Raw genomic sequence first — 20175 nt, 5'->3', positions numbered from 1 at the left:
AGTGAGCCTGCTCGCGATTGAGTGCGCAGCACTCACCGAAATCAACCATGTTCAACACCCAGCAAGATCCGTCCACTGGAACACGTCGCCGTGTCATTGCGATAAGCAAAATACAACTTGCGCCGTTCGGCATCGAAACGCAGGTGCAATTGAATTTCATCACCCGGGCGCACCAGTTGCTGGAATTTCAGCACTTCCATGCCGGCGAATGCACCGTCGAGTTTCAGCAATTGACGACCGAGATTCAGTGCCCATTCCACTTGCACCACACCGGGCAAAACCGGCGCTTTGGGGAAGTGCCCGCTGAAGTAGGCCAGGTCGGGCGGCACGCTGAGTTGCAGACTCCACTCACCGTTCGTTTCGATCTGTTCGAGCACTTCTGGCGCTTTCGGGCGCGGCGCAACCAGCAAGGTGTCGACTTCGGCCTGGGGCAGTTTGCCCTGGCTGTTGAGCGGTAGTTGCCGCAGCAGCCGCCAGCGCCGTGGCAGGGCCAGCGCTTCGCAATGCGCCTTGAGGTGTTCGCGCAGCGACTCGGTCAAACCGCGGCGGCCGTGTTCACGCAATGCAAACAGACCGGCGTTGCTGAGCACCAGCAAAGCGCCGAGGGAGGCGCGGTTTTCCTGGACAACGCCCAGACGTGCTTCGGCGACCCACTCGTGGACAATCAGGGCCTGTTCGAGCATGGGCAGGGAGATGCGTTTTTCTTCGAGTTTGACGATCCGGTCGAGGCGCCCGAGCAATTCAAAGCGCCCATCGGCGGCGAATCGTGCAGCATCTGCGCTGTGCTCGATGTGCCCGGCAGGTAAATAGGGTGAGGCGATCAGCAGCGCGCCGTCGCTGTCCTGACTCAGTTCGACCGCAGCGAACGGTTGCCACAATGCTTCCCCCTGACGCCAGGCAATGCCGCCGGTTTCCGAGCTGCCGAGAATTTCTGTCGGCCATTGTTGCAAGCGCTGATGCAGGCTTTGCCCGGCCTCAAGCGGCAGCGCGCCACCGGAGGAAAATACCCGGCGCACCGCGCTCAGCGCCGGCCAGTCGAGGTTGTCGCCCATGCGCTTGAGCAATGCCGGGCTGGCGACCCAGGCGAAGGCCGGATGTTCGCGGCTGGCGCGCTGCATGTCCTCGGGGAATGCCAGTTGTTTGCGCACGAACGGGCGTCCGGCGCACAGCGGCCACAGCACGCGAAACAGCAAGCCGTAGATGTGCTGGGTGGCGACGCTGCCGATGACGCACGCTTGGCCAAGATCCGTGCCCCACAACTGTTCCAGTGCCTGGACTTCATTGGCGAGTTGGCGCAGGGACTTGTCGATGCGCTTGGGTTCGCCGCTGGAGCCTGAGGTGCACAGGCTCAGTCGGCATTGATCGAGATCCAGCGCCGTGCCCGCTAATGGCGGCTGCTGAATTTCATCGAGTCGAGTATCGCCAGGCTGGTCGGTCAGCCACATATCGACCTCGGCCGCCCAGCGCTGGCGCGTCTGCCCTTGCAGATCTGCAGGCAACAGCACGCTGACGCCTGCGCGCCAGGCACCCAGCAGCGCGATAGCCAGTTCGGCGGCGTCTTCCAGATGCACAGCCAGATGCCGCACACCGTTTGCCCGCAGGCCGGCGGCGACGCTCAGCGCCTGCTCGCACAGCGCGGCATGATCAAGTCCCGGTGCGAAGCTAACGGCCCGCAGCGGTTGGGCCTTGAGCAACAGATGCTCAAGTTTTATCCAGTTCATGTACGGCCTCTTACCCGTTGTCGTATCAGCCATTCAATGGCAAACATCAGGCCGATCAATCCATAGGAGATCAGGCCGGTGTACAACATCCACCAATCCAGCGGCGCCCACAGGGTCAGGAGGGCGGCGCACAAACCGTTGCAGAAGAAAAACACGCTCCAGGCCAGCGTGACCTGGCGCGTGTAGCGAATCGCCTCGGGTGGCAGATCCGGCTCACGCAAGCGCGCCAGCCGCTCGACCATCGGCATGCCGAACGTCAGGCTCGAGGCGAACAGCACCAGCATGAAGCCGCTGATCAGCACCGGGTACCAGCGCAGCAATTGCGGACTGTCGAACAGCGCCAGCAGCACGCAGAAGGCAATCGCGACGCCAGCCATCCACACGCTGCCGGGTTTGCGCTCACCGCTCAGTACCCGCGCCAGCCACAGACTGCCCAACAGCAGGCCGAACTGCCACGGCGCGAAGTGCTCCATGCCGAAATACACCGCAAAGGGGTACAGCAGGCCGGCCAGCAGCAGGCCGAGGCCGATCAATCGGCTCATGCGGCCGGTTGAACCAGACGGTAGACCGCCTCGACCACGTCGCCGACGGTGCGCACCGACTTGAATTCTTCGGCGGCGATTTTCTTGCCCGTCTGGCGTTTGATGTGATCGATCAGATCGACCGCGTCGATGCTGTCGATCTCCAGATCCTGATACAGATTGGCGTCCATGCTTACGCGGGCCGGATCGAGCTCGAACAGCTCGACCAGGGCATCGCGCAGGGTGTTGAAAATATCGTCACGAGTTTGCATGGTCCGGTCTCAAGCTGCCTGTCTGGCCGTGACGAAAGCCGCAAGGCTCGCCACGTTGGAGAAATGGTTACGGGTGTCTTTGGCGTCGGCGTCGATCTTGATGCCGTATTTTTTCTGGATGGCCAGGCCCAGCTCCAGCGCGTCGACCGAGTCCAGGCCCAGGCCTTCGCCAAACAGCGTCTGCTCGTCACCGATGTCGTCGGGGCCGATGTCTTCGAGACCGAGGGCGTCGATGATCAGCAGTTTGATGTCGCGCAGCAGGTCAGGGTTGTTCAATTCGCTCATCTTCGGCGAGCTCCTTAATGAAATAGTCATGCAAATAATCGTTGAGCTTGCGCGAGGCCTGCGGTGCGGGCCCCTGCGCGGCGAAGGTCTGTGGGTCTATATCGGCGCCCACGCGAAAACTGAAGTGCACGCGGCGCTTGGGGATGCGGTACCAGGGTTCGGCTTTGGTCAGGGTGGTCGGGCTGACCTTGATGATCACCGGCGTGAGTATTTTCGCACCGCGCAGGGCAATCGCAGCGGCCCCCCGATGAAAGGCCGGCGCCTGCCCAGGCTGGGTGCGAGTGCCCTCTGGGAAGATGATCAGGGTCTGGCCGTTTTGCAGGGATTGGGCGGCGGCGTCGAGCATGTCCATGCTGCCGTCATTACTGATGTATTCGGTGCTGCGCAGCGGGCCACGGGTGAAGGGGTTTTCCCACAGGCTTTTCTTGACCACGCAATTGGCCTGGCGCACCAGACCGATGAGGAACACCACGTCGATCAGCGACGGGTGATTGGCGATGATCATCTGCCCCGGTCGACCGAGGTGCTCGGCGCCCTGTATTTCGTAAGTCAAGACACCGGTGCGGGCCATGAAACGCACGAAAAACCAGAACAACCGGCTAACGGTTTTGCGTGCGCGTTGCCGGTGCGCAAGGGCATCGCCGGGCAGGCAGTTGAGTAATGGAAATATCAGCACGCGCAGGCACAGGCCGCCCAACCCGAACAGGGCGAAGCTTGCGGCGGTGGCCAGCAAGCGCCAGTAATAGGCGTCGCGGTTTTTCTCGGTCACGGGTTGCGTTGCCAGGTCCATACACGATTTTTCCACGCATGTTGGCAATGGGGTTGCTGGCCGAGCAGGGTTCGCAGCAGGTTCAGCGCGTGTGGCCAGTGCGTCTTGGACCGTGTTTGCGGGGCGCTGTTCAAGGTCAGCCGCCAGTCGGTACCCGGCGTGAGCAGCAGCCCGAGCGCATAAGGGAATGGCACGTCATCGACCCACGCCGAATAGGCCGCTGGCGGTTGCTCCTCGGTAATCACCAGCAGCACCGCCGGAGCGCCTTCAGCCAGCAGGGCAGCAGCTTCGAGCATGCCGTGTTCAAGACCGTCGCCAGCGGCGGCGAGCGCGGTCATTTCACTGGTTTCGCCGCGCATGATCGACCACAAACCGATGATCGCGTTGTGCACCGAGAGGCTGAACTGGGTGGGCGACAGTGGCTGTTCGTTTGCCAGATCGCAAAGGATGTCGAAGGTGCGCGGGGTTTCGCCGTGGCGCGAGACGAACACCAGCGGCAGATTGTCCCGTCCGTCGGCCAGCGGCCAGCCGACGCTGAAGGCCATCCGCGCCAGCCGGCTCAGGCGGCGGCGCTGCATGGCCGGCAAAAACGACACATCGGGCGCGGCATCACTGCTCTGGAGCACGACCGGTTGTCGGCTCCAGGCCTGCCAGGCGTCCACGCTGTCGAGCCCGGGGGCCCACGCGCGCCATTGGGCGATGTTGAAGTTGATCACGGACGTTCATCCCGCCCCTGCGGGCAATTATTGACGCGTTGAATCGCCCAGGCCGCGGCAGGCCTGACGTGGCGCTCGGCGCCGGGTGGCGCGCATTATCCCGGTGCGACGGGTGTGTAGCAAATGCTGGTTACATTTTGCCCAGCGAAATGTACCGACCGGTTCGCCGGGCGACTGTCACATGGCCATTATCCAGATTCTCACCGGCGTGTCTGTCGGCCTTCTCGGCGATCAATGGCGGTTGTCGCGTCTTCTGACTGCGGATATTTGCCCCAGAGGTTGTAGTCCACGTCCGTGAAGGTAGCGAAGCGAGGTCGCGCGCATCTACACTCGGTCATTCTTTGATACACGGAGGTTTTGTCATGCGGCGCGTGGTGTTCAATCAGAAAGGTGGCGTAGGCAAGTCGAGCATTGCCTGCAATCTGGCGGCGGTCAGCGCCAGCGAGGGTTATCGCACACTGTTGGTCGACCTCGATGCCCAGGCCAACTCCACTCAGTATCTGACCGGGCTGACCGGCGACGACATCCCGATGGGCATCGCTGATTTCTTCAAACAGACCCTGTCCTCCGGGCCGTTTTCCAAGAAGAACCAGGCCGACATCTACGAAACCCCGTTCGACAACCTGCATATCATCACCGCCACCGCCGAACTGGCCGACCTGCAGCCCAAGCTTGAGGCCAAACACAAGATCAACAAGCTGCGTAAATTGCTTGATGAACTGGCTGAAGATTACGATCGAATCTACCTCGACACGCCGCCAGCGCTGAATTTTTACGCGGTTTCAGCGCTGATCGCCGCCGATCGGGTATTGATACCTTTCGACTGCGACAGTTTTTCCCGTCAGGCCCTGTACGGACTGATCGCCGAAATCGAAGAGCTCAAGGATGACCACAACGAAGGCCTGGAAGTCGAGGGCATCGTGGTCAATCAATTCCAGGCACGGGCCAGTCTGCCGCAGCAGATCCTTGATGAACTGATTGCCGAAGGCCTGCCGGTGCTGCCGGTGTACCTGTCCAGCTCGGTGCGCATGCGCGAATCCCATCAGGCCAGCATGCCGCTGATCCACCTCGACCCACGGCACAAGCTGACCCAGCAGTTCGTCGAGCTGCATGACCTGCTCGAAGGCCACTGATCCATCGAACCCCGCGTAAATGCCCTGTAGGAGTGAGCCTGCTCGCGATCAGGCCGTTACATTCAAAGCTTGCGTTGACTGACACGACGCCATCGCGAGCAGGCTCACTCCTACCATTGGATCTGTGTTGGGTCAGATTCCTTGGCTGCGCAACCACGCCATCAACTGCGGCAACGGAAACGCGCCACTCTGCCGCGCCACTTCCCTGCCGTTCTTGAACAGAATCAGGCTCGGAATCGAGCGAATCCCCAACTGCGCCGACAACTGTTGATTGGCCTCGCTGTCGAGCTTGGCCAGCCGACACTTGCCCGCCAACTGCGCCGCCGCCTGCTCGAACACCGGCGCAAATGACTTACAGGGCCCGCACCAGTCCGCCCAGACATCCACCAGCAGCGGCAGATCGCCCTTGATCTGACTGGCGTAATCGCCTTGCTTGAGTTCGAAGGGTTTGCTCAACAACACCGCCGATTTGCAGCGCCCACATTTGGGCTGATCAGCCAGGCGCTCGGCGGGAATGCGGTTGAGGCCGTTGCAGGACGGGCAGGGGATGAGGAGTGGTTCGGGCATGATGGGCTCTCCAGCGAAGTCTATGAGACTGATCTGGAGGCAAAGTCACCATTATCAAGGATAGGTCCGTAGGTCATTACCTTCTCTATTAGAGGAAATGGCCTACGTGCGTCAGTGCGGAGGCTGACTATCTGTATCCGATCGAATCAGTAATCTTGTGCGGACTTGAACAAGTCATCTTTTGGATATCCATCTTTATGACCGTCAAAACAATCAACCGCCTCTCACTCTCGGAGCCTTTAAAGGGTTCTGAATATCGAAATACGGGAGTCTTCCCCCATTCGCTGCATCGTCCAGAAAATGAAGATGACTACGATACCTTGGTGCTAGTGCTCGACGAACTTCTAGAGATTACGGGCGACGATGAGTCGCATCCTTTGATGAGCCTTGTCGATATCATCGGTGACTGGATCGAGGAGTGGGATCACACCCATCACCCCATGGCCCAAGCGAGTGGCGAAGAGGTTCTCGGTTACATGATGCGCGAACACGGCCTGACCCAAAGCGATTTGCCGGGCGTCGGTCCTCAATCCGTCGTTTCGGAAGTTCTCAGTGGCAAGCGCAAGCTGAACGAGCGCCAGATTCGCTGGTTGGCTGAGCGCTTCAATGTGCCCATCGACGTGTTTACCTGATTCTGCCTCAGGAAGAACAACTGACCTCCAGATGCTTGCCCCACTCCGGCGGCCGTTCGGCGTAACTCTCCATCCCCGCCTGCTGTTCAAAAGGTTTGCTCAACACGGCGTGCAGTCGACGCACCTCGGAGTAATCGCCTTGCTCGGCGGCGTCGATGGCTTTTTGCGCAAGGTAGTTGCGCAGGATGTACAGCGGATTGACCGCATGCATCCGCGTGCGGCGCTGCTCTTGATCGGTATCGCCATCGCGAGCAACGCGGGCCACATAGCGTTCGCCCCAGGCATCGAAACCCTTGATGTCGAAAAAGTCATCACGCAAGCGGGCGACGGCCTGTTCGGCTGACTCTTCACCGAGGCGGCGGAAGAACAGCGTGTAATCGACGCCGCTGTTCTGCATCAGCTGCAGCAGGTTTTCCAGCAGTTGCTGGTCGTCGTCTTCGGCAGAAGTGAAGCCGAAACGGCGGCGCATCAGGTCGAGGTAATGCGCCTGGAACAGCGGCAGGTACAAGCCGAGGGTTTCGCGCAGGGCTTCGACGCTGATGAACGGCGTCAGTGCCTGGGCGAGGGCGCTCAGGTTCCATTGGCCGACCGGCACCTGATTGCTGAACGAGTAGCGGCCCTGATCATCCGAGTGGTTGCAGATGAAGTTCGCATCGAAATCGTCGAGGAAGGCGAACGGGCCGAAGTCGAAAGTGATGCCGAGGATCGACATGTTGTCGGTGTTCATTACGCCGTGACAGAAGCCGTAGGCCTGCCATTTGGCGATCAGTTCGGCGTTGCGTTCGACGATCTCGCGGAACATCGCCAGATACGGTTCCGGTTGTTCGAGGCATTCGGCAAAGTGCATCGCCAGGACGTGCTCGCCGAGCTGCTTTTGCTGCTCGGGGCGCTTGGTGTAGTAGAAATATTCAAAGTGGCCGAAGCGGATATGGCTCGGTGCCAGGCGCAGCACCATCGCCGCACGCTCCTGTTTTTCCCGCCAGACTGGTGTGTCGGAGCCGATCACGCAGGCTGCACGCGAGGAAGGGATATTCAGCGCATACAGCGCTTCGGAAGCGAGAAATTCGCGGATCGAAGAGCGCAATACTGCGCGGCCATCGCCCATGCGCGAAAACGGCGTCTGCCCGGCGCCCTTGAGGTGCAGGTCCCAATGTTCGCCGGCGTTGTTGTAGACCTCGCCGAGCAACAAACCACGACCGTCGCCCAGTTGCGGCGTATAGCCGCCGAACTGGTGCCCGGAATACACCATCGCCCGTGGTTCGGCATCGGCCCACAGCTTGTGGCCGCCAAACAGTTCGGCAAATTCCTCGGTTTCGGCGGTCGCCGGGTCCAGATCGAGCAGGGCCAGTGCGGCCGGGCTGGCCACTACCAGCCGTGGATTGTCGATCGGCTCGGGCAGTACGTGGGCGGAGAACGCGTCGCCCAGACGGGCGAAGCGATTGTCGAAAGTCAGTTCGTCGAGGGCTTTCACGGGCCGGCTCCAGCAGAATGTCCGAGCATTCTGCTGGGACCATAGCGGTTAGTCGAGTTTGCTCGGCGGCGGTTCCGGCAACGGTTTCTCCGCATCGACGACCGGCGCGATGGTTTTGTTCTCCGGCTCCACCGGCACCATCTTGTATTCCTGACCGTGAAGATTTTTCAGATAAATCTCCATTTGCCGGAACGAGATGTTGATGTGCTGCTTCTTGAACTCGCGGTTGATGAAGCGGTTGACCTCATCAAGCACCGGGTTGCGGTCGCCGAGGTCGCGCACATGCATGCGCAACTCGTGATCAAGGGTGCTTTCGCCGAAATTGAGGAAGTACACGTGCGGCTCCGGTTCCTTGAGCACGCGCGGGTTTTCACGGGCGGCCTTGAGCAGCAGTTCCTTGACCAGATCCAGGTCCGAGCCGTAGTCCACGCCGAGTTTGAGGGTGACGCGGGTGATGGTGTCGGTCAGCGACCAGTTGATCAACTGGCCGGTGATGAACGTTTTGTTCGGGACAATGATGTCCTTGCGGTCGAAGTCGGTGATGGTCGTGGCGCGGATGCGGATCTTGCTCACCGTGCCTGACAGGTTGCCGATGGTGATGGTGTCGCCGATCCGCACCGGACGTTCGAAGAGGATCATGATGCCGGAGATGAAGTTGGCGAAGATCTCCTGCATACCGAAGCCGAGGCCGACCGACAGCGCCGCCACCAGCCATTGCAACTTGTCCCAGCTCACACCAAGGGTAGACAGGGTCGAAACGAAGCCGACGCCGGCAATTACATACGACAACAGGGTCGTGGTCGCGTAGGCGCTGCCCTGGGCCAGATCGAGCTTGGACAATACAAACACTTCAAGCAGGCCGGGCAGGTTGCGCGCCAGGGCGAAGGTGATGCCGATGATGATCAGCGCGCCGAGCATGTCGCCGATGCTGATCGGCACCATGCTCATGTTGGCGCCGGTGCCGCTGGTGTATTCGTAGAGGGTGATGTTGTCGAGGTACGAAAACACCGAAATCAGGTCCGACCAGACCCAGTACAGCGCGGCGATGAAGCCGCCGAGCAGGGCCAGGCGGATCAGGCGCAGGGACTGTTCGTTGACCTTTTCGATGTCCAGCGTCGGTTCTTCGATCACCGCTTCGCCGTCGCCGGCCTCTTTCGCCGCCTGTCGTTTGGCCAGCGCGCGCTGGTAAGCCAGACGCCGGGCGGCAACGCTCAGACCACGCACGAACGTGGCCTCGATCACCAGCCAGAACATCAGCAGGTACAGGGTGTTGATCAGACGATCGCTGAGTTTCAGTGCGGTGTAGTAATAGCCGAAGCACACCGCGACAAACAGGGCGATCGGCAGCAGGGTGAACAACACGCCGACGGCCTTGCGGAACAACGAGGTGTTTTCGTGGGTCGGGCTGGCGATCAGCAAGCGGCTGAGCAGCCACGCCATCAAGGCGTAGCAGGTCAGCACCACCGGCATGCCGAGCACATCGTCGGCCAGCGCGGCCGGCTGCAGTTCGGCGACGGCAACGATAGTCACCAGCGCCATCACCACCAGACCGAGGCGACGGATCCAGCCCTGGAGGAATTCGACCTGCGGTTTTTCCCAGCGAAAGTGCAATTCAGCCACGCCGCCCGGCGCCAGAATCCGGTAGGCGGTGTAGAACACCAGCCACGCCTGACCCATCTGCAGCAGTGCCGCGCCCATATTGGCGTTCTGCCCGCGTGCGTCGATCTGCAACGCCAGCCCGCACAGCGCCAGGCCCAGCGCCACCGGCATCGCCAGCAGAATGTTGATCAGGATCGCCTGCGGCGTATGCCACTGGCTGTCGCGTTTGAAATGACCGATGTCCTGGTGGACCTTGTTCAGTCGCGCGTAGAGATTCTTGCGCCGCCACAGCAACGCACCGATCAGCAGCGCCAGCGGCAGGAACAGCAGCGGGCGCTGGATCAGGCCGTCGACCAGCTCGCTCAGGCTCGATGCCCAGGGCAGGGTGTTGACTTGACGCTCCAGACGTTCCGGCACGCCGCGCATCCATTCGACGTCCAGTGGCTTGTTGCTGGGAATCCAGAACATCTGTTCATCGAGGGTCGCGCGCAGGCTCTGCGCGGTGCTGAGCAATTGCTTCTGGTTGAGCTGCAGGGTGATCGACTCGTTGAGCACGGCGCTCAATTCGCGGTTCAGCCGCTCCAGCAGATCGGCGCGGGTGTTAGCCAGATCCAGCAGGCTTTTGCGCAGTTGCGGGGTGACCTGTTCCGGCGGCTGTGTCGCCAGCAGGTTGTCGACGTAGGTCGCCGGGTTGCTGAGCAGTTCGCGCTGCTGGCTGACTTCGAACTGATAAAGACGAATATCGGCGATCTGATCAGCCAGATCGCGGTCGACCTTGAGGTGCGGCAGCGCCTGTTTCTGTTTATAGAGAATCTTCGACAGCAACAGGCTGCCCTTGAGCACGTTGATTTGCTCGTCGAGCGCTGAATCGCTCTGGGTCAGGCTGTCGAGTTGCTGTTTGGTCTGCAGGTTCTGCTGGGTGACTTCGTTGAGCCGGTCAGTGCTTTTGAGCAGATAGTCGGAGAGCTTGAGGTTGGCCGTACTTTCGCTGGCGAGCAGGCTGCTGCCGCCGGCCTTCTGCGCTTCGATCGACTGCTGGGTGACGGTTTCCTGCGACTGCGCCAGACGCTTCTGGTTGATCAGGGTTTGCAGTTCCTGAATTTCACGGTCGAGGCGGTCGGACTTCTCCGAGAGCAAATCATGTTGAGCATTACCCAGATCCTGCAACTGGCTGTTGCCGGCCAGTTCCTGACGGCGCAGCGGAATCAGTGCATTCAGCGCTGCCAGCTCGGCGTTCAACTGGTCGCGCTGTTCGGCGCTAACGGTTTTACCCGCATCCTTGCCGGATTTGAGGATGTTGTTGATCTGCTGAATGCGCGTCTGGCTGGCGGAAATCTCTGCCTGAGCACGCTCGGGGCGAGTCTGCGCGGTGATGATCAGGCTGTTGGCGTCGGCCAGGGCCTTTTGCAGGTCGCTTTGCTGGGTCGAACGCTCGGTGAGGATCTGCTCCAGCTGCGCAATCGATTCCTTGGCGAAACGCTGCGCCACCGGCACCACTACAGTGGCTTTGAGGCGTGCCAGTTCGCGGGTGTTTTCGATGGTCTGCTTGGGGGCGCTGGCCAATTGCTGCTTGAGATCGACCAGCTTCTGCTCGTAATCCCGGCGATTGGCCAGCTGCGTGAGGGTGCTTTGCAATACACCCTGCAAAGCCTTTTTATCGGCATCCGGCAGTTTGCTGTCGGCAAGCTTGTCGAGGCTCGCCTGCACGGCATCGCTGGACGGTGGTTCGGCGGCATACAACGGGCCGACAGTGAGACTCAGGCCCAGCAGGGCCACGGCGAAAAAGGAGCGCAGGGTAGGCATAGAGACCGGTCAAGCAAGTGAGAGTGGACGCAGTTTAGAGGAAGAGCCCGGGGCCCGGGCGACTTCCTTCGGGGAATCTGACGCCCACTTTGCCGATCTTGTTCCCGTCCATGACCGCCACCGTCCAGTGGGTGTTGTTCCACTCCACCTGGTCGCCGACGACGGGTGCACCGCCGACTTTCTGCGCTATGAAGGCGCCCAGGGTCATGTCCGGATCGATGCCCTCGGCCGGCAGGCCATAAAGCGCAGCAACCGCTTTAAGCTGGGCGTCTCCTTCGAGCACAAAGTCGCCGAAAAAGCGCAGATCGAGGCCGCGCTGCGGCGCTTGGCTGAACAGTTTTCCGAGGGCGCCGAGGTTGTGTTCATGGCCAATAACACACAGCAAATCATCGACTTCCAGCACCGTACTACCCGACGGATGGAGCAGTTGCTGGCCGCGAAACAGGGCTGCGATGCGTGTGCCTTCGGGCATTTTCAGCTCGCGCAAGGGCGAACCGATGCACCATTTCTCCGCGCCGAGCTTGTAGACGAACAGCTCCCACTCGCTGGTGACATGGACCTCCAGCGCCGAGCGTGAAATCGGCGCCGGCTCCGGCGGCACCGTCACTTTCAACAGTTTCGCCACCCACGGCAGGCTCGTGCCTTGCAGCAGCAGCGACACCAGCACGATGAAGAACGCGAGATTGAAATACAGCTGCGCATTCGGCAGCCCGGCCATCAGCGGGAACACCGCAAGAATGATCGGCACTGCGCCGCGCAGGCCGACCCAGGAAATGAAGGCTTTCTCGCGACCATGGAAAGCCTTGAACGGCAGCAGGCCGACCATCACCGACAATGGTCGCGCGAACAGAATCATCCACAGCGCCAGACCCAGCGCAGGCACGGCAATCGGCAGTAGATCGTGCGGGGTGACCAGCAGCCCCAGTACCAGGAACATGCCGATCTGTGCCAGCCAGGCCATGCCGTCGAGCATGTGCAGAATGCCGTGCCGGCTGCGCACCGGGCGGTTGCCGATCACCAGACCGCACAGGTAAACAGCAAGGAAACCGCTGCCGTGCAAGGCGTTGGTCAAAGCGAATACCACCAGCCCGCCGGCAATCATCAGAATCGGATACAGACCGGTCGCCAGGTTGATCCGGTTGACCAGTTGCAGCATCACCCAGCCGCCGCCGAGACCAATCACCCCGCCAATGCCGAATTCGCGGATCAGGTGGGTCAGCAGGCTCCAGTGCAGGCCGGTCTGGCCGCTGGCGAGCATGTCGATCAAGGTGACGGTGAGAAACACCGCCATCGGGTCGTTGCTGCCGGATTCGATTTCCAGCGTGGCGGTGACCCGTTCGTTGAGGCCCTTGCCACCGAGCAGCGAAAACACCGCTGCGGCGTCAGTCGAACCGACAATGGCGCCGATCAGCAGGCCTTGAATCAGGTTCAGGTCAAACAGCCAGGCCGCGGCCATGCCAGTGAGCCCTGTGGTGATCAACACGCCGACGGTGGCCAGCGACAGCGCTGGCCATAACGCCACGCGAAAGCTCGACACCCGCGTGCGCAAACCGCCGTCGAGGAGGATCACCGCCAGCGCGAGGTTGCCGACCAGATAGGCCGTCGGGTAGTTATCGAAAATGATCCCGCCGCCATCGACCCCGGCGGCCATACCGACCGCGAGGATGATCACCAGAATCGGAATGCCGAGACGCGAGGAGAGTGAGCTGACCAGAATACTTGCGCCTACCAGCAACGCGCCGATCAAGAACAGGCTGTTGATGGTCGTCGCATTCAAAGGCAGTACTCCAGAAGCGTAAAGACGGGCACAAACTGACCATGCAGTCTGCGTGCCAGCGATTCTAACCTGTTGAAATGTGATGCTGTCAAAAAGCTTTTTCAGCGAGGCATCGGGATTTGCGCTCGGCGCACGACTGCTGCCCTCACGCTAGCCCTCTCCCGGAGGGAGAGGGGACTGACCTCGGTGTTTGTGCGAGTCACGCCGACCTGACAGACCGGAGTCGAACTCAGGTTTGAGAAGCCCTCGATCTGCTCCCTCTTCCCCTCGCCCCCTTGGGGGAGAGGGTTGGGGTGAGGGGGTAAGCTTTTGACCTTAGAGGCTGAACCGCCCAACCATGTTGTTCAGATCCAGCGCCAACCGCGACAACTCATTGCTCGCCGCGCTGGTCTGATTCGCCCCGGTCGCCGATTGCACCGACAGATCACGAATGTTCACCAGATTGCGATCGACCTCGCGTGCCACTTGCGCCTGCTCTTCGGCGGCGCTGGCGATGACCAGATTGCGCTCGTTGATTTCGACGATGGCGCTGTTGATGGTGTCCAGCGACATGCCGGCACCACGGGCGATGTTCAGCGTCGATTCGGCGCGCTCGGTGCTGTTGCGCATCGAGTCTACGGCGTGTTCGGTGCCGCTCTGAATGCTGCCGATCATCCGCTCGATCTCGCTGGTCGACTGCTGCGTGCGATGAGCCAACGCGCGGACTTCATCGGCGACTACCGCAAAACCACGCCCGGCCTCGCCAGCGCGGGCCGCTTCGATCGCTGCGTTCAGCGCCAGCAGGTTGGTCTGATCCGCCAGGCCGCGAATCACGTCGAGCACCTTGCCGATATCGCGAGATTCATTGGCCAGATCACCGATCAACGACGCCGTGCTCTGCACATCGGCGCTCATGCGTTCGATGGCGCTGACGGTTTCCTGAACCAGATCGCGACCGTCGCCAGCCGAGGTGGTGGCATTTTTCGAGGCTTCCGAAGTGCTGACGGCGTTGCGCGCGACTTCTTCTACGGCGCTGGTCATCTCGTTGACCGCGGTGGCCGCCTGTTCGATTTCGTTGTTCTGCTGAGTCAGGCCACGGGCGCTTTCGTCGGTGACGCTGTTCAGCTCTTCGGCGGCAGAGGCCAGTTGCGTGGCCGAGCCAGAGATGCGCTGCAGGGTGTCACGCAGTTTCGCTTGCATCTTGGCCATGGCGGCGAGCAGGCGCCCGGCCTCATCGCTGCCATCGACATGGATCGGCTGGGTCAGGTTGCCTTCGGCGATGGTTTCCGCCGCATCCAGTGCCTTGGCGATCGGTTTGGTGATGCTCACGGTCAGCAGCCAGGCGAACAGCAGCGTCAGGCCGGAGGCGATCAGCAACAGGGTGACGACCAGATTGAAGGACATCGAATACTGGTCCTTGGCGCCCTGATCGATGTCGGCGATCTGCTGGGTATTGATGTCCAGCAGGCGTGCCAGCGCGGTATTTACCGCTTCCGAGTTGGCCAACAGGTCGGTGTTGAGCATTTGCTGCAACGCGTCGATCTGATTGTTGCGCGACAGGGTCTTCATCCGCTCTTCGAGCTGGCGGTATTGCGTCAGCAATTGCACATACTGATCGTACGCCGAGCGTTCTTCCGGGCTGGAAATAAGCGGCTCGTAAGCACGTTGCGCCTCGGTGATCTGGCGGTTGCGCATGTCGAACAGCTCGATGGTTTTCTGCTGCACGTCCGCTTCGCGGTTGATCAGCAAGCGATACGACAACACGCGCAAACGCAGGGTCAACTGGGTGAAATCGTCCAGGGCCTTGATCGACGGCACGCTGGCGTTGGCGATGTCTTCGCCCGCCGCGCGGATCTTGCTCATCTGATTCAAGGCGAAGACGCCGAGGATCAACATCAGGCCGCCGATCAAGGCGAAACCGGTGAACGCCCGGGGGGCGATATTCATATTGCGAAGGGACATGGGCGGATACCGAAAAAGGGCCGCATCCATGCGGGTTGAGCTGCTGTATGGCTGACTTATCGGTCATACGACTAAAGTCTTGAGGTGGTGCGCGTATTTGTCGCAGTGGGCGCGGGGCGACGAAGTGCAGGAACCAGATCGGCAGATCACAGTCTTTTAAGCTCGCGGGAACGGTCCCCCGCCAGGAAAATCAAGGCCTTGCGCCGGTTTAACCCTGGCATCCGTGGTGACTTTTCTTTATCGTACGCGCCCTTTGAAAAACGCTTGGAAGATCAAAATGTTGGAAGCATCCCTCAGCCAATTGGAACAGCTCGTCAGCGACCTGGTGCAACAGAACCAGACCCTCGCGCAGACCAACCAGACCCTGTCCACGGAACTGGCCCAGGCCAAGGATGAAAACGAAAGTCTGCAACTGAACCTGATGGAGCAGGAAGAAAAACACGGCGCCACCGCTGCCCGCATCCAGGCACTGGTTGATCGCGTCAATGCCGGCCCTGTCAGCGCATGAACCACGGCACAGCAGGGGTAAAAGTCATCTCCATTCTCGGCGAGGACTATTCGATCAAGGCACCGGCCGGGGAAGAACAGACCCTGCTGGACGCGGCCATGATGCTCAAGGCCACGCTGGAAGACACCAAGCGCAAATACCCGACCCTGATCGGCGACCGCTTGCTGGTGCTGGCGGCGATGAATCTGTGCTCGCAGCAGATTGAAATGAAGAAGCAGCACCAGGAAGAACTCGACCGTTATCAAGAGCAAGTCAGCGCCACGGTCGACACCATCGCCAAGACCATTAATCAAGGTTGACGGTTTGGGCACAACCAAAGAATAGATTGTCGATTGCGCTGTATACAATCGGCACGGCTGTTGCAGTGTTTCAGCCACTTATTCTTTGGGGGTGCTCCATGCAGTGGTGGCGACGCAGTATTCAATGGCAGCTGATTCTCGGCATGGGCGCAGCCCTGCTGTTCAGCATTCTGATTGTGGTTGGCATTTATACCCTGGTGGTCAATCGCCTCGCCCAGTCCTATCTGGTCGAGCAAGCGCTGCCGTCAAGCATTGAAGCGACGCGCAACGATATCGAACGCATCCTCGTGCAGCCGCTGACGGCGGCCAAGGACATCGCCAGCAATTCCATGGTCCGCGACTGGCTCGCGGCAGGCGAAGACAGCGGCAAACTGGCCGGCTTCGCGCAATATCTGGAAGGCATCCGCGCCGAACATAAAGCTTTTACCGCCTTGATCATTGGCACCGAATCCAATCATTACATCACCGAAAAAGGTCTGGATCGGACCCTCAGCCGGGACAAACCGGCGGATGCCTGGTTCTATTCCTTTCTCGACAGTAATCAGCCACGCACCCTTAATATCGATAACGACGGCGCGACCGGTGAGCTGGCGTTGTTCATCGATCTGAAGGTCGAGCAGGCTGGCAAAGTGGTCGGCGTTGCCGGGCTCGGGCTGAGCATGAAAGAGCTGTCCGAGCTGATTCACAACTTCAGCTTCGGTGAGCGCGGCAAGGTCTATCTCGTGCGTTCCGACGGTTTGATTCAGGTGCATCCCGAGGCGCAGTTCAGCGGCAAGCGCACCTTGAGCGAGCAGATCGGCACCGATGCAGCGCAAGCGCTGCTGGGCCATAAGAATGCGGTAAACAGCAGCTTCCAGCGCGACGGCGAAGACTTTCTCGCGTTCAGCCTGCCGCTGCGCGATCTCGGCTGGACCCTGGTGGCCGAAGTGCCACAGTCACAGATCTACGCCGAAGCACGTAAAGCCATGTGGATGAGCGGCGGTATTGGTCTGTTGGTGGCCTTGATCTGCCTCGCATTGGTGGTCTGGTTGGCGCGAGGGCTGGTGCGGCCGATTCGTCAGGTAACAGCGGCGCTGGTAGCAATCGGTAGCGGTGGTGGAGATTTGACCCAGCGGTTAGATACCAGCCGCGGCGATGAACTGGGTGACCTTGCCCGCGGCTTCAACCGATTCCTCGACAGTCAGCGCGCGATGATCAGCGAGGTGCTGACCACCAGCGAGCATCTGCGCAGGGCCGTGGGCCAAGTGGCGAAAGTGGTTGAGAACACCGCCGAGCGCTCCGGCCGTCAACAGGAAATGACCGATATGGTCGCCACGGCGGTCCACGAAATGGGCCTGACCGTGCAGGAAATCGCGCAGAATGCCGGCAACGCCGCGTTCGCCTCGCAAGCCGCGCGCGATGAAGCGTTGCAGGCGCGGGAAGTGGTCGGCGGCTCGATCCGGCATATTGAAAGCATGTCCGACGAGATCGGCGTGGCGGCCGGCGCGGTCGGTGAGCTGGCGCAGCAGGTCGCGTCCATCGACTCGGTGCTGGCGGTGATTCGTGGCGTGTCTGAACAAACCAATCTGCTCGCGCTCAATGCCGCAATCGAAGCCGCGCGCGCTGGCGATATGGGGCGAGGCTTTGCGGTGGTAGCCGACGAAGTGCGAACCCTGGCGCGTCGCACCCAGGCCTCGACGGACGAAATTCAACAAATGATCGGCAGCCTCAAGCAAGGCGCGGAAAACGCCGTGTCGTCAATGCGCACCGGGCAGGCAGCGACCGGCACCGGGGTTGAGTCGAGTCAGCGCACCGGCGCGTCGTTGACGGCGATTACCGGACAGGTCGAGCGCATCAGCGACATGAACCATCAGGTGGCGACGGCGACCGAAGAGCAGTCGGCGGTGACCGAGGAGATCAATCGCAACGTGCAGGGGATTTCCGATCTGGCACGGGCGACGGCAGGAGAGGTTCGCGCGTGTCGTGAGGATTGCCGGATGCTGCAGACGCTGGCGGATGATCTGGCGCGGCAGATGGGTGGGTTCAAGTTGAGTTGAATGTTGAGCTTGAAAAGCCCCTCACCCTAACCCTCTCCCAGAGGGAGAGGGGACTGACCGAGTGGTTTTGCGTCATGCGCCGACTTGAAAGACCGAGTCGATTATGGATTCGGCAAGGCACTTTCAGGTCGGTGTACTTCTTGAATATCCCCCACTCGGCCCCCTCTCCCTCTGGCAGAGGGCTGGGGTGAGGGTCGGCTTTCAGAACCACGCCTCCTGCATCCCCAGACACGTATCATCCCGCGCCTCAAGCAAGTCCAGCTCATGCTGACAACCCGGAACTTCCCACGTCAGAAAATACCGCGCCGCCTGCAACTTGCCTTTATAGAAGTCGACGTCCGCCGCGTTACCTTTGGCCAGCCCTTCTTCGGCACGAATCGCCTGTTCCAGCCAGCGCCAGCCAATCACCGTATGCCCGAACACCTTCAGGTACAGCGCCGAGTTCGCCAGACTGCTGTTGACCTTGCCCTGCGCCAGATCGCTGAGCAAACCGAGGGTCACGGTCTGCAGCCGCGCCACGAGTTTTTCCAGCGGCTCACGCAGAGCGGTCAACGATTCATACGCGGTTGCACGTTCGCCCGTAGTGGCGATCAGGCGGATCAGTTGTTTCAAGCCTGCACCGCCGTTCTGCGCCAGTTTGCGCCCGAGCAGGTCCAGCGACTGAATGCCGTGAGTGCCTTCGTGAATCGGGTTCAGACGGTTGTCGCGGTAATACTGCTCAACCGGGTATTCGCGGGTGTAACCATGGCCGCCGAGAATCTGGATCGCCAGTTCGTTGGCTTTCAGGCAGAACTCCGAGGGCCAGGATTTAACGATCGGCGTGAGCAGATCCAGCAACTCATGGGCCTGTTTGCGCTCGGCTTCGGTTTCGAGAGTGGTGGTGTCATCGAACAGGCGTGCAGCGTACAGGCCGAGGTCAAAGGCACCTTCGACGTAGGATTTCTGCGTCAGCAGCATGCGTCTGACATCCGCGTGCTGAATGATCGCCACCGGTGCGGTGGTCGGGTCCTTGCTGTCCGGCACCCGACCTTGCGGCCGTTCGCGGGCGTACCCCAGCGAATACAGGTAGCCGGCGTAACCGAGCATCACCGCGCCCATGCCGACGCCGATGCGTGCCTCGTTCATCATCTGGAACATGTAGCTCAAGCCGTGATGCGGCTTGCCCACCAAGTAACCCACACATTCGCTGTTATCGCCGAAGTTCAGCGCTGTGGATGTGGTGCCGCGCCACCCCATCTTGTGGAACAGCCCGGCCAGCAACACATCATTGCGCTGGCCGAGGCTGCCGTCGTCGTTGACCAGAAACTTCGGCACGATAAACAGCGAAATGCCTTTAACCCCCGGTGGGGCGTCCGGCAGCTTGGCGAGGACCATGTGCACGATGTTTTCCGACAGCGGATGGTCACCGCCGGAAATGAAGATCTTGTTGCCCTTGAGGCGATAAGTGCCGTCGGATGCCGGCTCGGCGCGCGTACGAATATCCGACAGCGACGAACCGGCATGCGGCTCGGTCAGGGCCATGGTGCCGAAGAAGCGCCCGTCGATCATCGGTTGCAGGAAGCGCTGCTTCTGCTCCTCGGTGCCAAAGCTTTCGATCAGGTTCGCCGCACCCATGGTCAGAAACGGGTACGAGGTCGACGCCGCGTTGGCCGACTGGAAGTGCGCGAAGCACGCTTGCGACAACAGTGTAGGAAGTTGCATGCCGCCAGCCTCGAAACTTCTTGCGGCGTTGAGGAATCCCGCTCCAAGGAAGGCATCCACCGCCGGTTTCACTTCGGGAATCAGAATCGCCTTGCCGTCTTCATAGCGCGGCTCGTTCTCGTCGCCCTTGCGGTTATGCGGGGCGAAGTACTTCTCGGCGATGCTGCGCGCGGTACCGATGGCGGCGTCGAAGGTTTCGCGGTTGTGCTCGGCAAAACGCTCACGCCGGGTCAGGCCCTCGGCATCGAGGACTTCGTACAGCTCGAAAGCCAGATTGCGGGAACTGAGCAGCGTCTCGGACATGGTGGCTTACCTTAAAGAAAGTATGCCGCAGTCTAGGTATGCCCATAAAAACGGGGAAGGAAGATAGATAAGGGTGATGGGGCGGCACAAGCCGCAAGCTGCAAGCTGCAAGCTGCAAGCA

At 60.7% G+C, this 20175-nt stretch carries 16 protein-coding genes and 3 pseudogenes; 6 read left to right on the top strand and 13 right to left on the bottom strand.

All coding sequences use genetic code 11. The annotated features are described in order from the left end of the window. Positions 1 to 41: 41 nt before the first annotated feature. Genes V6F91_RS14140 through V6F91_RS14115 form a run of 6 tightly spaced genes read right to left on the bottom strand, consistent with a single transcriptional unit; the run spans position 42 to position 4284 of the window. On the bottom strand, positions 42 to 1721 hold the full coding sequence (locus V6F91_RS14140) for an AMP-binding protein (RefSeq protein ID WP_332765399.1): 1680 nt from the start codon (positions 1719 to 1721) through the stop codon (positions 42 to 44). After that, positions 1718 to 2263: a hypothetical protein gene (locus tag V6F91_RS14135; protein ID WP_208939038.1), complete on the bottom strand. Its 546-nt coding sequence runs from the start codon at positions 2261 to 2263 to the stop codon at positions 1718 to 1720. The genes V6F91_RS14140 and V6F91_RS14135 overlap by 4 nt, the downstream gene beginning before the upstream one ends. Beyond that, positions 2260 to 2514 (bottom strand): acyl carrier protein, encoded by a 255-nt coding sequence (locus V6F91_RS14130; protein ID WP_065615459.1) that lies wholly within the window; start codon positions 2512 to 2514, stop codon positions 2260 to 2262. Before V6F91_RS14130 ends, V6F91_RS14135 begins: the two co-directional genes overlap by 4 nt. Before the next feature lie 9 nt (positions 2515 to 2523). Next, positions 2524 to 2799: a phosphopantetheine-binding protein gene (locus tag V6F91_RS14125; RefSeq protein WP_332765392.1), complete on the bottom strand. Its 276-nt coding sequence runs from the start codon at positions 2797 to 2799 to the stop codon at positions 2524 to 2526. After that, positions 2777 to 3589 carry a lysophospholipid acyltransferase family protein gene (locus V6F91_RS14120; protein WP_332765390.1) on the bottom strand — a complete coding sequence of 271 codons (813 nt, stop codon included), beginning with the start codon at positions 3587 to 3589 and terminating at the stop codon, positions 2777 to 2779. The genes V6F91_RS14125 and V6F91_RS14120 overlap by 23 nt, the downstream gene beginning before the upstream one ends. Beyond that, positions 3565 to 4284, bottom strand: coding sequence for a beta-ketoacyl synthase chain length factor (locus V6F91_RS14115; RefSeq protein ID WP_332765388.1), 720 nt, complete (start codon positions 4282 to 4284; stop codon positions 3565 to 3567). Before V6F91_RS14115 ends, V6F91_RS14120 begins: the two co-directional genes overlap by 25 nt. 362 nt (positions 4285 to 4646) lie before the next feature. Between V6F91_RS14115 and V6F91_RS14110 the strand changes: the two genes are divergently transcribed. Beyond that, the gene (locus V6F91_RS14110; protein ID WP_090280512.1) at positions 4647 to 5417 is read left to right on the top strand and encodes a ParA family protein; all 771 of its coding nucleotides are present in this window, start codon (positions 4647 to 4649) and stop codon (positions 5415 to 5417) included. Between the two features lie 132 nt (positions 5418 to 5549). Here V6F91_RS14110 and trxC read toward each other — a convergent pair whose 3' ends face one another. After that, entirely contained in the window at positions 5550 to 5984 is a 435-nt protein-coding gene (gene trxC / locus V6F91_RS14105; RefSeq protein WP_332765384.1) for a thioredoxin TrxC, read from the bottom strand. Between the two features lie 197 nt (positions 5985 to 6181). Between trxC and V6F91_RS14100 the strand changes: the two genes are divergently transcribed. Further along, positions 6182 to 6616: a transcriptional regulator gene (locus tag V6F91_RS14100; protein WP_332765382.1), complete on the top strand. Its 435-nt coding sequence runs from the start codon at positions 6182 to 6184 to the stop codon at positions 6614 to 6616. Positions 6617 to 6623: 7 nt separating this feature from the next. On the opposite strand, the gene selO is transcribed toward V6F91_RS14100, so the two are convergent. From selO to V6F91_RS27440, 5 genes and pseudogenes are all read right to left on the bottom strand, one after another. Beyond that, positions 6624 to 8087 (bottom strand): protein adenylyltransferase SelO, encoded by a 1464-nt coding sequence (gene selO / locus V6F91_RS14095; protein WP_332765380.1) that lies wholly within the window; start codon positions 8085 to 8087, stop codon positions 6624 to 6626. A 48-nt stretch (positions 8088 to 8135) separates the two neighbouring features. Further along, entirely contained in the window at positions 8136 to 11489 is a 3354-nt protein-coding gene (gene mscK / locus V6F91_RS14090) for a mechanosensitive channel MscK (RefSeq protein WP_332765378.1), read from the bottom strand. 34 nt (positions 11490 to 11523) lie between these two features. Continuing rightward, positions 11524 to 13266: a potassium/proton antiporter gene (locus V6F91_RS14085; protein ID WP_208939030.1), complete on the bottom strand. Its 1743-nt coding sequence runs from the start codon at positions 13264 to 13266 to the stop codon at positions 11524 to 11526. Between the two features lie 315 nt (positions 13267 to 13581). Beyond that, positions 13582 to 14181: pseudogene (locus V6F91_RS27445) on the bottom strand (methyl-accepting chemotaxis protein); the annotation flags it as partial. 303 nt (positions 14182 to 14484) lie between these two features. Further along, positions 14485 to 15141, bottom strand: a pseudogene (locus V6F91_RS27440) (MCP four helix bundle domain-containing protein); the annotation flags it as partial. Positions 15142 to 15484: 343 nt separating this feature from the next. Between V6F91_RS27440 and V6F91_RS14075 the strand changes: the two are divergent. The 4 genes and pseudogenes from V6F91_RS14075 (at position 15485) to V6F91_RS27430 (ending at position 18050) form a co-directional block, all read left to right on the top strand. Further along, the gene (locus V6F91_RS14075) at positions 15485 to 15715 is read left to right on the top strand and encodes a hypothetical protein (protein WP_007909525.1); all 231 of its coding nucleotides are present in this window, start codon (positions 15485 to 15487) and stop codon (positions 15713 to 15715) included. Then, positions 15712 to 16014: a cell division protein ZapA gene (locus V6F91_RS14070; protein WP_186619599.1), complete on the top strand. Its 303-nt coding sequence runs from the start codon at positions 15712 to 15714 to the stop codon at positions 16012 to 16014. The genes V6F91_RS14075 and V6F91_RS14070 overlap by 4 nt, the downstream gene beginning before the upstream one ends. A 98-nt stretch (positions 16015 to 16112) precedes the next feature. Next, a pseudogene (locus tag V6F91_RS27435) lies at positions 16113 to 17183 on the top strand (cache domain-containing protein); the annotation flags it as partial. A gap of 21 nt (positions 17184 to 17204) precedes the next feature. After that, entirely contained in the window at positions 17205 to 18050 is an 846-nt protein-coding gene (locus V6F91_RS27430; RefSeq protein ID WP_423815332.1) for a methyl-accepting chemotaxis protein, read from the top strand. A 201-nt stretch (positions 18051 to 18251) separates the two neighbouring features. Here V6F91_RS27430 and V6F91_RS14060 read toward each other — a convergent pair whose 3' ends face one another. Continuing rightward, on the bottom strand, positions 18252 to 20054 hold the full coding sequence (locus V6F91_RS14060; protein WP_332765366.1) for an acyl-CoA dehydrogenase: 1803 nt from the start codon (positions 20052 to 20054) through the stop codon (positions 18252 to 18254). Between the last annotated feature and the right edge of the window lie 121 nt (positions 20055 to 20175).

It is taken from the genome of Pseudomonas koreensis, assembly GCF_036668835.1.
Taxonomy (GTDB): domain Bacteria; phylum Pseudomonadota; class Gammaproteobacteria; order Pseudomonadales; family Pseudomonadaceae; genus Aquipseudomonas; species Aquipseudomonas koreensis_I.
This window is presented reverse-complemented; position numbering and strand designations above follow the sequence as displayed.